The organism is Phyllobacterium pellucidum, assembly GCF_013327855.1.
Lineage (GTDB): Bacteria > Pseudomonadota > Alphaproteobacteria > Rhizobiales > Rhizobiaceae > Phyllobacterium > Phyllobacterium pellucidum.
In genome coordinates, this window is sequence record NZ_JABUMX010000001.1 from 1,229,767 (window position 1) to 1,242,248 (window position 12,482).

General features: G+C 60.0%; 15 protein-coding genes. 11 read left to right on the top strand and 4 right to left on the bottom strand.

Features of this window, described 5'->3' with window-relative positions:
- Positions 1-62 precede the first annotated feature (62 nt).
- On the top strand, positions 63-1,217 hold the full coding sequence (locus HQ945_RS06070) for an acyl-CoA dehydrogenase family protein (RefSeq protein WP_174207808.1): 1,155 nt from the start codon (positions 63-65) through the stop codon (positions 1,215-1,217).
- Between the two features lie 58 nt (positions 1,218-1,275).
- Here HQ945_RS06070 and HQ945_RS06075 read toward each other — a convergent pair whose 3' ends face one another.
- Complete coding sequence (locus HQ945_RS06075; protein ID WP_246272554.1) at positions 1,276-2,346, bottom strand: DUF2778 domain-containing protein; 1,071 nt, start codon at positions 2,344-2,346, stop codon at positions 1,276-1,278.
- Positions 2,347-2,754: 408 nt separating this feature from the next.
- Positions 2,755-3,342 (bottom strand): ankyrin repeat domain-containing protein, encoded by a 588-nt coding sequence (locus tag HQ945_RS06080; protein ID WP_246272558.1) that lies wholly within the window; start codon positions 3,340-3,342, stop codon positions 2,755-2,757.
- 315 nt (positions 3,343-3,657) lie between these two features.
- Here HQ945_RS06080 and sugE point away from each other — a divergent pair, with 315 nt between their 5' ends.
- The 4 genes from sugE (at position 3,658) to HQ945_RS06100 (ending at position 6,526) form a co-directional block, all read left to right on the top strand.
- Entirely contained in the window at positions 3,658-3,972 is a 315-nt protein-coding gene (gene sugE / locus HQ945_RS06085) for a quaternary ammonium compound efflux SMR transporter SugE (RefSeq protein ID WP_027230456.1), read from the top strand.
- 118 nt (positions 3,973-4,090) lie between these two features.
- The gene (gene moeB, locus HQ945_RS06090; RefSeq protein ID WP_113279721.1) at positions 4,091-4,876 is read left to right on the top strand and encodes a molybdopterin-synthase adenylyltransferase MoeB; all 786 of its coding nucleotides are present in this window, start codon (positions 4,091-4,093) and stop codon (positions 4,874-4,876) included.
- On the top strand, positions 4,863-6,122 hold the full coding sequence (locus HQ945_RS06095; protein WP_281358712.1) for an aconitase X: 1,260 nt from the start codon (positions 4,863-4,865) through the stop codon (positions 6,120-6,122). Before moeB ends, HQ945_RS06095 begins: the two co-directional genes overlap by 14 nt.
- Positions 6,119-6,526 (top strand): aconitase X swivel domain-containing protein, encoded by a 408-nt coding sequence (locus HQ945_RS06100; RefSeq protein WP_091919933.1) that lies wholly within the window; start codon positions 6,119-6,121, stop codon positions 6,524-6,526. The genes HQ945_RS06095 and HQ945_RS06100 overlap by 4 nt, the downstream gene beginning before the upstream one ends.
- Before the next feature lie 9 nt (positions 6,527-6,535).
- Here HQ945_RS06100 and HQ945_RS06105 read toward each other — a convergent pair whose 3' ends face one another.
- Positions 6,536-7,537, bottom strand: a complete 1,002-nt coding sequence (locus HQ945_RS06105) for a 2-hydroxyacid dehydrogenase (RefSeq protein WP_027230460.1) — start codon at positions 7,535-7,537, stop codon at positions 6,536-6,538.
- 185 nt (positions 7,538-7,722) lie between these two features.
- On the opposite strand from HQ945_RS06105, the gene HQ945_RS06110 reads away from it, so the two are divergent.
- The 3 genes from HQ945_RS06110 (at position 7,723) to HQ945_RS06120 (ending at position 8,975) form a co-directional block, all read left to right on the top strand.
- On the top strand, positions 7,723-8,280 hold the full coding sequence (locus tag HQ945_RS06110) for an SH3 domain-containing protein (RefSeq protein ID WP_051614822.1): 558 nt from the start codon (positions 7,723-7,725) through the stop codon (positions 8,278-8,280).
- 66 nt (positions 8,281-8,346) lie between these two features.
- Positions 8,347-8,592, top strand: coding sequence for a type II toxin-antitoxin system Phd/YefM family antitoxin (locus tag HQ945_RS06115; RefSeq protein WP_027230462.1), 246 nt, complete (start codon positions 8,347-8,349; stop codon positions 8,590-8,592).
- On the top strand, positions 8,589-8,975 hold the full coding sequence (locus HQ945_RS06120) for a type II toxin-antitoxin system VapC family toxin (protein ID WP_027230463.1): 387 nt from the start codon (positions 8,589-8,591) through the stop codon (positions 8,973-8,975). Before HQ945_RS06115 ends, HQ945_RS06120 begins: the two co-directional genes overlap by 4 nt.
- 59 nt (positions 8,976-9,034) lie before the next feature.
- Here HQ945_RS06120 and irrA read toward each other — a convergent pair whose 3' ends face one another.
- On the bottom strand, positions 9,035-9,466 hold the full coding sequence (gene irrA, locus HQ945_RS06125) for an iron response transcriptional regulator IrrA (protein ID WP_174207809.1): 432 nt from the start codon (positions 9,464-9,466) through the stop codon (positions 9,035-9,037).
- 315 nt (positions 9,467-9,781) lie between these two features.
- Here irrA and fabA point away from each other — a divergent pair, with 315 nt between their 5' ends.
- The 3 genes from fabA to fabI all read left to right on the top strand — a co-directional run bounded on the left by fabA (position 9,782) and on the right by fabI (position 12,451).
- The gene (gene fabA, locus HQ945_RS06130) at positions 9,782-10,297 is read left to right on the top strand and encodes a 3-hydroxyacyl-[acyl-carrier-protein] dehydratase FabA (protein ID WP_027230465.1); all 516 of its coding nucleotides are present in this window, start codon (positions 9,782-9,784) and stop codon (positions 10,295-10,297) included.
- A gap of 36 nt (positions 10,298-10,333) precedes the next feature.
- On the top strand, positions 10,334-11,560 hold the full coding sequence (gene fabB / locus HQ945_RS06135; protein ID WP_091919939.1) for a beta-ketoacyl-ACP synthase I: 1,227 nt from the start codon (positions 10,334-10,336) through the stop codon (positions 11,558-11,560).
- Between the two features lie 75 nt (positions 11,561-11,635).
- On the top strand, positions 11,636-12,451 hold the full coding sequence (gene fabI, locus HQ945_RS06140; RefSeq protein WP_027230467.1) for an enoyl-ACP reductase FabI: 816 nt from the start codon (positions 11,636-11,638) through the stop codon (positions 12,449-12,451).
- Positions 12,452-12,482: the final 31 nt, after the last annotated feature.

Here is a 12,482-nt window from a genome sequence, read left to right on the forward strand (position 1 = left end):
CAGCGTTGAGAGGATCCTCTGCGCATGGGCTGCTGAAGCCCCAAGGAGGACCTATGAACAGCATGGCACATACATCATCCATTGCGGACGAAGCTTCGTCCGGGAGTGCCGTAGATATCGCGCACTCTTTGACACCAACTCTCGCTGCGAGGGCGGCGGAATTTGACGAGACCGACACTTTCGTTGCGGAGAACTATAAGCTCCTCAAGGAGGCCGGCCTCGTCCATGCCGGCGTGCCCCACGAACTTGGCGGCGGCGGCGCCGACGTTGGCGAGCTTGCCGAAATGCTGCGCGTGCTCGCGCATGGCTGCTCGTCGACCGCGCTCGCTTTCTCGATGCACACGCATCAAGTCGCGATCCCTGCCTGGCGCTGGCGCCACCAGAAGGCTTTGGCCGTCGAGCCCCTTCTGAAGCGTATTGCCGCTGAAAAGCTGATCCTGTTGTCGAGCGGGGGCTCGGACTGGATCGGCGGCTCAGGCGATGCAACCAAGGTCGAGGGCGGCTACCGCATCAAGGCGCGCAAGGTGTTCACCTCAGGCGCCAATGCCGGAGACATCCTGATGACCGGCGCAATCCTTCGTGGGGAAGACGGTTCGGCTCAGGTGATCCACTTTGGCGTTCCCATGAAGTCAGCCGAAGTGAAGGTTGTCGATACCTGGAAAGCGCTCGGAATGCGAGGCACCGGCTCCAACGATGTTGCGATCGAAGACTTCTTTGTGCCTGACGCCAGCGTCGCGTTTTCGCGCAAGGCGGGCGAATGGCATCCGGTTTTCCAGATCATCGCAACAACGGCATTTCCGCTGATCTATGCTGTGTATCTCGGCGTTGCCGAAAGCGCGCGGGACATTGCCATCCATCTTGCCAAGAAGAAGCAGCCGACCGAGACCTCCATGAACCTCGCCGGTCGCATGGACACCTCGCTGCGCGCCGCCCAGCTTGCACATCAATGGATGGTAAAAATTGTCGAGCGCAATTCGCCTTCCGCCGAAAGCGTCAACGAGGTCATGATCGGACGTTCACTGGTAGCGGAACATGCAATCAAGACAGTGGAGCTTGCTCTCGAGTTGGCGGGTGGTGCCGGTTTCTATCGCTCGAACGGTCTGGAACAGCGTTTCCGGGATATCCAGGGCGCGCGGTTCCACCCGCTCCAGCAAGGCCCGCAAGCGCGGTATGCCGGAGCGATGGCGCTCGGACAATCGGTGAATACCGTATTCTAGAGTGCCCTACAAAAAACGGGCGTTGGCAGGCGTGGGGTCGGCTTCCGCAAGAAGCGGATTACCGCGATGCAACGCTCGTCGTCGATGCCGGCATCCGGGCGACGACGACAAGCTGCGTGACCTCACCCCGCTTGAAGGCCGCAAGGAACCGGCGGTAATCCTTGAACGACACGCAGCCATTTGAATCGCCGCGCGGGCCGAGCATGTAGGTATGGGCTAGCAGTCCGTCGCGGCCAAAAAGCTTGCTCGGATCGAGTGGGTTGAGCCGGATCGCCTCGACGCCGTGGAAGAGGGCCTCGCGCATCGTCAACCGGTAGGTATGTGGCGGCGTGGCACCGCGCATCTTCTTGTGTACGGAGCGTGGATCGTCACGCAGCGGACCAAGTCCGGAATGCGCCTCAAGACGCTCGCCATTGGGCATGTAGACCGTCTTGGCCGAGATATCGTAGATCGCGGTGCGATTGCGGGCAAAGAGGCGGGCCGCCGGCGGTTCGTAGGACGGCGCAACATCGCGAATGTCGTTGTCCTGCGGCGCATAGGCAAGAAGCTGCGGCGTTGCGCGCTTGGCCAGCCGGGCCGGGCGGTTGGGACGGATGCCGGGTAGCGGGACTTCAGCCGCATCGTCTGCATCGTCAAGCCCGGGGGCCTTTTCAGCCAATACCAGGCTGAACGGACCGTCTGACGGATAACCCGCAGCGGCGGGCGCACCGGCCAAGGCGACTTGCGGCGAAGGCGGCTCGTCGAAGGTGCTGTAGGAACGCACGGAAGCGACATGCATTGTATCGAGGCCCGAAGCCCGGACACCGAACGCATCCTCTTCAAGCGGCGCCGTTGCCGCCAGAACGAACTTCGGCTTCGGCGGCGTGATGACGACGATCTCGCCGGTAGCCGAGATCACCGAGCCCTCGTCCATATCGGTAGCCTGCCAGGCCGTGCCGGTGAGTTCCGGAACGCGGGGATATTTGGGATTGACGCGAACCGGGACGAGGTTGGGTGCGAGGGCGATGCTGCTCGGGCCAAACGCCCGTTCACCCGGCCTGTAGCTGTCAGCGAGCGCGCTGCCCTCGGACCGCGAGGCGACGGCATGGTGCAGTGTAACGGCAAGAATGATCGCTCCGAACGCGGTCATGATTCCGAGGCTTGCAAGAAAGGCGGCGGAGGTTAGTCCGGGACCCCGACGACGGCCATTTTTTTGCGAAGGCTTTCCGCCCGCCCCGACTGCAAACGCCATGATACTCGTACCCACACTGCTCAACCCACGCGACAGTCCGCGCAAAACCACGCTTACCGTGGCAAAACTGAGGCTGCGGGCAACAAAACCGCGTCCTCAATCCGCGACTGTCCTGCATGAACAATGAAGAATCTTGGTTACCAATTGATTGAGAGAGAGACGGATTTTTTCCATTTCCCGCGGCAGCGCTCACGTACATCCGCGATGGCTCCTCGGGTCAGGCCCGAGGATGGTGGCAGGGGTGTGCAGGTTGGCGAAGAGGTCGCTAGGAGGTAGCTGCTGCGAGCACGATGAACCGCATGTCATTTACTGCAGCCGGGCCACGATCTGCGCATAGCCTTTCGCGCGTGCGTGCTGCAGCGCCGTGACGCCGTCCCTATCGGCAAGCGCCTTGTTCGCACCCGCATCGACAAGCAGCTTGACGATTGCAATATGGCGGGGACCGCCGTCGCCGAGAATGACCGCCTCGAGGAGTGCTGTCCAGCCGAGCTTGTTGACATGGTCGACATCAACGCCGGCCTCGATGAGCGTGCGGACGGTTTCGACGTGACCGCGCTCTGAAGCCGGGATCAGTGCCGTGCCGCCGTAGCGATTGGTGCTCTTTAAATCCGCGCCATGGGCGAGCGTCATGCGAAGTATTTCGAGGTGACCGCGGGCGCCGGCATACAGATAGGGACTATCCTCGATCCTGTCCTTGGCATTCACGTCGGCGCCGGCCTCGATCAGCATGCGTGCCGCTTCTATGCGGTTGGCATGTGTTGCGACGAGCAGCGCCGTTTCGCCGCGTTCGTTCCGCACATCGGGATCAACCCCTTGCGCGAGTAACGACCGCAAGGTCGTCGTGTCGCCGCCATGCGCGGCTTCAATCAGTTCAAGTGCCTTCGTGTCAGCCATCGCAACTCCCCGCGTAGATATCAGCGTCATGCATACTAGGAGCGCCCGCTGGGTTAAACCGTTCGGGAGCTTCCGATCATTGTTCATCCTTATTTTCTCCATGCTGTTGCGTGCCGGAACAGGTGAATGGGGCTCGCTGTCGCCCCTTCATCGGCCTTGAACATAAACAACAAAATTAGTCATCACGCGACAGGCTTGCCATTCACATTGCCGTTTCCTAAATAGACCTCGTGAGGACGACCTCAACGCCGCTGGATTTCCGGCGCTTCCAGACAAATCCGGGACGGCCCGAGCAAATATGTGAAGGAGGTCGTCATGGCCTGGATAATACTCGTCGCTGCGGGACTCTTTGAAATCGGTTGGGCCATCGGGCTCAAATATACCGATGGCTTTACCCGCCTTACTCCCTCGATCCTTACCGCCGGCAGCATGGTCATCAGCGTTGTGCTGCTTGGCCTGGCTCTGCGCGATCTTCCCGTCGGCAGTGCCTATGCGGTCTGGACGGGTATCGGAACGGTCGGCACTGCACTTCTAGGCATGTATCTTTTTGCCGAGCCCGCCACCGTCGTCCGTCTTGTCTGCATCGGCTTGATCGTTGCCGGCATCGGCGGGCTGAAATTTCTCGCCTGAGTGCAAATCGGCCGTGCATTTCGAGGCGTTCTTGCTCTAGTGTCGGTCTCGACGAGCGCCTCCAAGGGCACCAATCGCATTGGAGGCTGACCGGCAAAGTGGATAGCCAGCGCAGAAAATGATCGACGAGCAAAACACCGCCCTCTCCCAAGCTGAAATCGAACGCTATGCGCGCCATATCATCCTTGGCGAGATCGGCGGTCCGGGCCAGCAGAAGCTGAAACGTGCCCGGGTGCTCGTTGTCGGTGCCGGCGGCCTCGGCGCTCCGGTGCTGCAGTATCTCGCGGCCTCAGGTGTCGGCACGCTCGGGATCATTGACGATGATCGCGTTTCGCTCTCAAACCTGCAGCGCCAGATCATACATAGCTCCGACCTCGTCGGATCGGCCAAGGTCGAAAGTGCCGCGCGGGCTATCGCCGCTATCAACCCGCATGTCATCGTCGAGACCCATGAGACGCGTATCGCCAGGGAGAATGCCGCCGATCTCGTGCGCCGCTACGATATCATCGTCGACGGATCGGACAATTTCGATACGCGCTATTTGTTGGCCGACGTTTGCCTTAAGGAAAAGCGGCCGCTGATTTCGGCAGCGCTTGGACGGTTCGACGGTTCGGTCACGACGTTGATGCCCTATGCGGCGAACCCTGCCGGCGAGGCCAATCCATCCTATCGCGATCTCTTTCCCAATCCGCCACCACCGGGACTGCTTCCGGCCTGTGCCGAGGCCGGCGTACTCGGTGTTCTGCCAGGCGTCATTGGCACCTTGCAGGCGACGGAAGTCATCAAGCTCATTACCGGAATTGGCGAACCGCTGGTCGGACGGCTTCTTCTCTATGATGCGCTGACCTCGCGTTTCGAAATCATCAAGTACAAGGCGCGCAAGCGGTCGGATGATGCCGCTTGAACTGACTGCGGAACAGCAATCGATTGCCCAAGGTGCGGGCGGAGAAGGCGCAGCGATGGCGATGCGGATCGTTGCAGCAACGGCGCGGCTGATGGGGGCGCCCTCGCTCATCCCCATTGCTTCAGCCCATATTGACGGTGCGCTTTACCACGGTGACTCCGGAACGCTTTTTGCCGAGAAGCTCGTTGAAGGCAGGGCAAAAGTCGCCGTACGCGCCACACTCAATGTGGGCTCCATCGATCTTACCGGATGCTCAAGGAACCGGCTGCCGCCGCATGAGCGGGTGATGGCGCGGCGCATGATGGACGCCTATCGCAAGCTTGGCTGCGAGCCGAGCTGGACCTGCGCGCCCTATCAGGCGGGCCATCGGCCGGCCCCCGGCACGGACGTCGCCTGGGGCGAATCCAATGCGGTCGTGTTCTGCAATTCCGTACTGGGCGCCCGCACCAACCGCTATGGCGATTTTCTCGACATCGCCTGCGCGATTGCCGGCTTTGCGCCCTATTACGGTTTTCACCTCGAGGAGAACCGCCGCGCAACCGTGGTGTTCGATGTGTCGGGTCTCGACTCTGCCTTTCTGGCTTCCGAAGTGGCCTTTCCCATTCTTGGCAGCCTCTACGGCCGTGAGCTTGGCGGCGCGGTCGGCATTGTTTCGGGGCTTGCCCGCCATCCCGGCGAAGACGCTTTGAAAGCCTTTGGCGCAGCGGCCGCTTCAGCGGGAGCAGTCGGGCTTTTTCATGTGTCGGGCGTTACGCCGGAAGCACCCGATCTCAATATCGCGCTCCAGCATCAGCCGCCGGAGATGACTATCCATGTCAGCGAGGAAATGGTCGCAGACTCGCGCCGGCGGCTCTCCACCGTTTCAGGCACAGACAGGCTCGATGCCGTCGCCATCGGCAGTCCGCATTTGTCGGGTGACGAGTTCAACCAGCTTCAACAGCTCGTTGCCGGCCGCAAGCTCAAAATCCCGCTCTATGCCTGCACCAGCCGCCACGCATTGGCGGAGCTGGAAGCCGATGGCGGTCGCAAATCTCTCGAAGACGCCGGCATTGTCATCGTTGCTGATACCTGCGTCGTCGTCACGCCCATCTTGCCCGAGGCAGAAGGTGCCGTGCTGATGACCAACTCCGGCAAGTTCGCCCACTACGCGCCCGGCAATACCGGGTATGGCGTGCTCTATGGGTCGATGGCCGAATGTGTGGAAAGCGCCGTTGCAGGTCGGCCGCGCTTCGGAGGCGCGCCATGAAGGCGAAGGTTCTTGTTGCAGGCGCGGCAGCCGAGGGCCCGGCACTCGTCCTTTCTGCGCCGATCAGTTTCTGGGGCGGGGTCAATCCCAAGACGGGGTTGATCGAAGACGTGCGCCATCCGGAGCACGGTGCCTCGATTGCCGGAACGATTCTTTGCCTGCCCGGGACAATCGGTTCCTCTTCGGCCGCCGCCGTGCTGCTTGAGCTGGTGTCCGTCGATCTTGCGCCTGCGGCAATCATTCTTCACGAACCGGATGCGATTCTCCTTCTCGGGCTCATCGTGGCACAGGAGATGGGCTACCAGACGCCGATCGCCATTGAACTCGACCGCGAGAAATTCGAAGGGCTGAATGGAGAGAAAGTCCGGATCGCCGTCGATGGTGATATCGCTGTCGCCGCCTGAATTCCGCCGTCAAACGCGATCGGGCAAGACGCGATCCGGTGGACGGTGACCATCGATAAAGGTGCGGATATTGATGATCACCTTCTCGCCCATGTCGATGCGCCCTTCGAGGGTCGCCGAGCCCATATGCGGCAGGATGACCACTTTGCCCTGTTTGGCGAGCTTGCGCAGCTTGGAATTCACGGCGGGTTCGTGCTCGAACACGTCGAGGGCCGCGCCGGCGAGCTTGCCCTGTTCCAGCTGTTCGATAAGTGCGTGCTCGTCGATGATCTGGCCGCGCGCCGTATTGACGATAAACGCCGTCGGCTGCATCAGCGCCAGGCGTCTTGCCGAAAGCAGGTGGAACGTGGCCGGGGTCGACGGGCAATTGACCGAGATGATGTCCATGCGGGCCAGCATCTGATCGAGGCTCTCCCAATAGGTCGCCTCTAGTTCCTCTTCGGTACGCGGGTTGACCGGCTTGCGGTTGTGGTAATGTATGGAAAGGCCAAAAGCCTTGGCGCGGCGCGCAACCGCAGTGCCGATGCGGCCCATGCCGACGATGCCGAGGCGCTTGCCCCAGATGCGGCGGCCGAGCATCCAGGTCGGACCCCAGCCCTCCCACTTTCCGTCGTCGAGAAGGATCGATGCGCCTTCGACCAGGCGGCGCGGGGCGGCGAGCAGAAGAGCCATGGTCATGTCGGCCGTGTCTTCGGTCAGAACGTTCGGCGTGTTGGTAACGGTAATGCCGCGCTTGCCGGCGGCAACGACGTCAATATTGTCGGTACCGTTGCCGAAGTTGGCGATCAACCGGAGGTTGGGTCCCGCGGCGGCAATAATCTCTTCGCTGATGTGGTCGGTGATGGTGGGGACGAGCACATTGGCAGTTTTGACCGCCTCGATCAGCTCCGCCTTGGTCAGACGCCGGTCATCGACATTCAGCCGGGCCTCAAAAAGCTCGCGCATGCGGGTTTCAATGGGATCCGGCAATTTGCGAGTTATGACGACCAGAGGCTTCTTGCTCACCAATATTCCCCTCCCATTTGACAGCGCTATTGAGACCTCTTTAACCAAGTCATTGCAAACTGCAATTGCTCTTTGCGCTCCTCCACTTGTCTATCAAGGCGGCGCATCAAAGACAAAGAAAAATAGGGATCGTCCGCCATTCTGCCGAAAAACGCGCGGATTGAGGCCCGGACGACGAAGGACCGACCTTGTTGAATATTGGAACTTTTCGCCGCTTCCTGACTGCCGCCAGCCTCGCTGCAGCCGTGACGCTGGGGCTGCCATTGACCTTGCCGGCTTTCGCACCGGCGCAGGCAGCGCAGGTCGGACCCAGCGGTCTGCCCCTGCCCCGATTCGTCAGCCTGAAGCCCGGTCGCGTCAATCTGCGCGTTGGCCCGGGCCGCGACTATGCGGTGACGTGGCTATTCCTGAAGTCTGGCCTCCCGGTCGAGATCGTCCAGGAATTCGACAACTGGCGACGCATCCGCGATTCCGAAGGCACGGAAGGCTGGGTCTATCAGTCATTGCTCTCCGGCAAGCGAACGGCTCTGACGGCGCCATGGCAGCGGGACAAGGACGGCGCCATGCTCAATGTCTATCGCAGCGCCGACGATCAGTCCGCGCTTGTCGCCAAGGTCCAGCCGGGCGTACTTGGAACCTTGAAAGCCTGTAACGGCACCTATTGCCGCGTCGTTTTCAGCGGCGCCAGCGGCTGGATAAAGCAGCCCGACATCTGGGGCGCCTATCCGGACGAGAAATTCGACGATTAAAACGTGTACTTGTTTCGCCCAGAGGAATAGACTAAGTCTAATAGACTAAGTCTGAGGGGTGACACAATGCGAACTGTTAATATTCATGAAGCAAAGACGTACCTTTCGCGTCTTATTGAACAGGCCTCCAACGGGGAACCGTTCATCATTGCCAAGGCCGGAAAGCCGATGGTCAAGGTGAGCGCAGTCGACGTTCAAGACACGCCGCAACCAAAGCGCCTTGGGTTCTTAGCTGGCCAGATCGATGTCCCCGACGACTTCAACGAGATGGGCAAAGAGGAAATAGAGGCTCTATTCAGCATTGCCAAATGAGGTTGCTGCTCGATACACATCTTATCCTTTGGGCTGCGGCGTTCGACGACAGACTTTCCGTTGATGCACGATTGCTCTTCACGAATCCGGAGAACCAACTGGTCTTCAGCGCCGCCAGTCTATGGGAAACCGCGATAAAGCAGGGATTGGAACGCTCCGACTTTCGGGTGGATGCGCGCATCCTCCGTCGCGGTTTATTGGACAATGGCTATGCCGAGTTGGCGATCACGAGCGAACACGCCGTTGCCGTCGCAGCGTTGCCGCAGATCCACAAGGACCCGTTTGACCGCATACTTGTGGCACAGGCCATGTCTGAGGGAATAACGCTCGTAACTTCGGATCCGATCGTTGCGCGCTATCCCGGTCCGATACGGCTGGTTTAAAGCTCGGCGGCCGGCACTTTCGTCGACCTGCTGCTGCGCAGGGTGTATTGATAGATCGTTTAGCCGCGCTTCTTGCGCAGGCGGATCACGATATCGACGTTGACGATTTCCATGCCCTCTGGCACGGGAGGCAGGTGCCCGACCATCGCCGAACCATCGGGAATATCGATAACCTCGTTGGCGCCTTCGACGAAGAAGTGATGATGGTCCGAAACATTGGTGTCGAAATAAGTCTTTGCACCTTCAACGGCGAGGATGCGCAGCATTCCCGACTGGGTGAACTGGTGCAGGGTGTTATAGACGGTTGCCAGCGAAACCGGCACGTTGGCGCCCTGCGCCTCTTCATGCAGTTCCTCGGCTGAAAGGTGCCTGTCGCCCTTCGAGAAGATCAGGCTGGCAAGCGCGATGCGCTGACGGGTCGGCCTCAGACCAGCAAAGCGCAAGCGCTCCTGCAAGGAAACATCAGCCTCTATTTCGTAAGAAACATGCATGGCCCGTCTGCCACTCCGTTAACCACATCCAAAACCACACCACGGGCAAAGTGCCCCTGATGCGCACTATTTGATATATGCTGTCTTGCGAAATCGATCAATAGGCAGCATTTAGGCCATTCGTCTATGTCGGATTCCGGCCGATCTTCTGTCATAAGGATTTCACCGAAGGCACAACGAAGCCAAGGGTTCCATTTGACTTCGGATTGCTCTAGAGAGCGTTTTCAGGCGGAAACAGTCTGTGATAGGGTCCGCATGCGCAGGAGCGTCTTGCTTTCCATGCGCCAACGTCAAAAGCAGTCGATGGGAGAAAGAATGCCAGAACAGAAATCAAGCTACGGGTATGAGGAGCTTCTTGCCTGTGCCCGCGGAGAGATGTTCGGTCAGGGCAATGCGCAGTTGCCGGCTCCGCCCATGCTGATGTTCGACCGCATCACTGAGATTTCTGAGACAGGCGGCGAAAACGGCAAGGGCTATATCCGCGCTGAGTTCGATATCAAACCAGACCTCTGGTTCTTCCCCTGCCACTTCATCGGCGATCCAGTCATGCCCGGCTGTCTCGGCCTCGATGCCATGTGGCAATTGACCGGCTTTTACCTCGGCTGGCTGGGCGAGCCCGGCAAAGGTCGCGCGCTCTCGACAGGCGAAGTCAAATTTACCGGCATGGTCACACCAAAGACCAAACTTGTCGAATATGGTATCGACTTCAAGCGCGTCATGCGCGGTCGTCTCGTCCTTGGCATTGCTGATGGCTGGCTAAAGGCCGACGGCGAAACTATCTATAAGGCAACCGACCTGCGGGTTGGCCTGTTCAAGGAAAGCGCTGCCTGAGCCTTCAGCCAGCGCAACACCTTCAAGGAGATCGCGATGCGGCGAGTGGTTGTGACGGGCATGGGTATCGTGTCCTCTATCGGCAATAACACGCAGGAAGTGCTGGAATCCCTGCGGACTGCAAAGTCAGGCATCGTCTTTGCCGAAGAATATGCGAAGTATGGATTCCGCAGCCAGGTTCATGGCGCTCCGACACTCGATCCATCGACCCTGGTCGATCGCCGCGCCATGCGCTTCCATGGAGGCGGGACGGCGTGGAACCATGTCGCCATGGACCAGGCCATCGCCGATGCCGGTCTCGAAGCGGACCTGATCTCCAACGAACGCACTGGCATCATCATGGGATCCGGCGGTTCATCGACGCGCACCATCGTCGAAGCCGCAGAGAAGACCATCGAATCCGGATCGAGCAAGAAGGTCGGCCCATTCGCCGTACCGAAAGCCATGTCTTCGACAGCTTCGGCAACACTCGCCACCTGGTTCAAGATCAAGGGCGTCAACTATTCGATCTCCTCCGCCTGCGCCACGTCCAACCATTGCGTCGGCAATGCGTTTGAGATGATCCAGTATGGCAAGCAGGACATGATGTTCGCCGGCGGCTGCGAAGACCTCGACTGGACCCTCTCTGTCCTCTTCGACGGCATGGGGGCGATGTCCTCGAAGTTCAATGATCGTCCGGCGGTCGCCTCGCGCGCCTATGACAAAAATCGCGACGGCTTCGTCATCTCCGGCGGTGCTGGCGTACTCGTTCTCGAAGAACTCGAACATGCCAAGGCCCGGGGCGCCAAAATCTATGGCGAACTCGTCGGCTATGGTGTCACCTCCGACGGCGCGGACATGGTCGCACCGAGCGGCGAAGGCGCAGCCCGGTGCATGCGCATGGCGATCGCCAATGTCAAAGGACCGATCGACTATATCAATCCGCACGCCACATCGACGCCGGTCGGCGATCTCAAGGAGATCGAGGCCATTCGCGAGGTCTTCGGGTCCGGCAATCAGTGCCCGCCAATTTCGGCGACGAAGTCGTTGACCGGCCACTCGCAAGGCGCAACGGGCGTGCATGAGTCGATCTATTCGCTCCTTATGATGAACCACGACTTCATCGCCGAGAGCGCCAATATCGAGGAGATCGATCCCGCCTTCGGTGACATGCCTATTGCGCGCAAGCGGATCGACAATGTCAAATTGAACACGGTTCTCACCAATTCCTTCGGATTTGGCGGCACGAACGCTTCGCTGGTGTTCCAGCGCTACGACGGTTAAAGGGGGGAGCCGAATGGATCGTCTCGTCAGCCGAGCAACAGAATGCGGCCAGCGTGGCCAGGAAAGGCTCTGAACATGGGTGATTTGATGAAAGGCAAGCGCGGTCTCATCATGGGGGTCGCGAACAGCCATTCCATTGCCTGGGGAATTGCCAAGGAACTTGCGGCCAATGGCGCCGAGCTTGCCTTTACCTATCAGGGCGAAGCGTTCGGCAAGCGCGTCGCGCCGCTGGCGGAACAGCTCGGATCGAAGTTCCTGCTGCCCTGCGATGTGGAAGATATCGCCACGGTGGACGCTGTATTCGACACGCTGGAAAAGGAATGGGGCGCGCTTGATTTCGTCGTGCACGCCATCGGCTTTTCCGACAAGGCGCAGCTCAAGGGACGCTATGCCGATGTGACGACGCGCGACAATTTCAGCCGCACGATGGTCATATCTGCCTATTCCTTCACCGAAGTTGCCCAGCGCGCCTCCAAGCTCATGAAGGAGGGCGGCTCGATTCTGACGCTGACCTATGGCGGCTCGACGCGCGTCATGCCCAACTACAATGTTATGGGCGTCGCCAAGGCCGCGCTGGAAGCAATGGTGCGCTATCTCGCCGCCGACTACGGGCCGGAAGGTATTCGCGTCAACGCGATCTCGGCGGGTCCTGTGCGCACGCTTGCCGGTGCCGGCATCGGCGATGCCCGCGCCATGTTCTCTTACCAGAAGCGCAATGCGCCCCTGCGGCGCACTGTCGACATCGAGGATGTCGGCCGCTCGGCGCTCTACCTTCTATCGAATCTTTCGAACGGTGTGACCGGCGAAATCCATTACGTCGATTCCGGCTACAACATCGTCTCGATGCCGACGCTGGAAGAACTGAAGAAGTCCGACGACGACAAGGAATAATCTAGCGCTTGAAGTGTTTATCGAAGGCCCG

Bases quoted from the DNA above. Each gene is read 5' to 3' on its own strand.
- HQ945_RS06070 (WP_174207808.1), top strand. From the start codon at position 63: ATGGCACATACATCATCCATTGCGGACGAAGCTTCGTCCGGGAGTGCC.
- HQ945_RS06075 (WP_246272554.1), bottom strand. From the start codon at position 2,346: ATGACCGCGTTCGGAGCGATCATTCTTGCCGTTACACTGCACCATGCC.
- HQ945_RS06080 (WP_246272558.1), bottom strand. From the start codon at position 3,342: ATGGCTGACACGAAGGCACTTGAACTGATTGAAGCCGCGCATGGCGGC.
- sugE (WP_027230456.1), top strand. From the start codon at position 3,658: ATGGCCTGGATAATACTCGTCGCTGCGGGACTCTTTGAAATCGGTTGG.
- moeB (WP_113279721.1), top strand. From the start codon at position 4,091: ATGATCGACGAGCAAAACACCGCCCTCTCCCAAGCTGAAATCGAACGC.
- HQ945_RS06095 (WP_281358712.1), top strand. From the start codon at position 4,863: ATGATGCCGCTTGAACTGACTGCGGAACAGCAATCGATTGCCCAAGGT.
- HQ945_RS06100 (WP_091919933.1), top strand. From the start codon at position 6,119: ATGAAGGCGAAGGTTCTTGTTGCAGGCGCGGCAGCCGAGGGCCCGGCA.
- HQ945_RS06115 (WP_027230462.1), top strand. From the start codon at position 8,347: ATGCGAACTGTTAATATTCATGAAGCAAAGACGTACCTTTCGCGTCTT.
- HQ945_RS06120 (WP_027230463.1), top strand. From the start codon at position 8,589: ATGAGGTTGCTGCTCGATACACATCTTATCCTTTGGGCTGCGGCGTTC.
- irrA (WP_174207809.1), bottom strand. From the start codon at position 9,466: ATGCATGTTTCTTACGAAATAGAGGCTGATGTTTCCTTGCAGGAGCGC.
- fabA (WP_027230465.1), top strand. From the start codon at position 9,782: ATGCCAGAACAGAAATCAAGCTACGGGTATGAGGAGCTTCTTGCCTGT.
- fabB (WP_091919939.1), top strand. From the start codon at position 10,334: ATGCGGCGAGTGGTTGTGACGGGCATGGGTATCGTGTCCTCTATCGGC.
- fabI (WP_027230467.1), top strand. From the start codon at position 11,636: ATGGGTGATTTGATGAAAGGCAAGCGCGGTCTCATCATGGGGGTCGCG.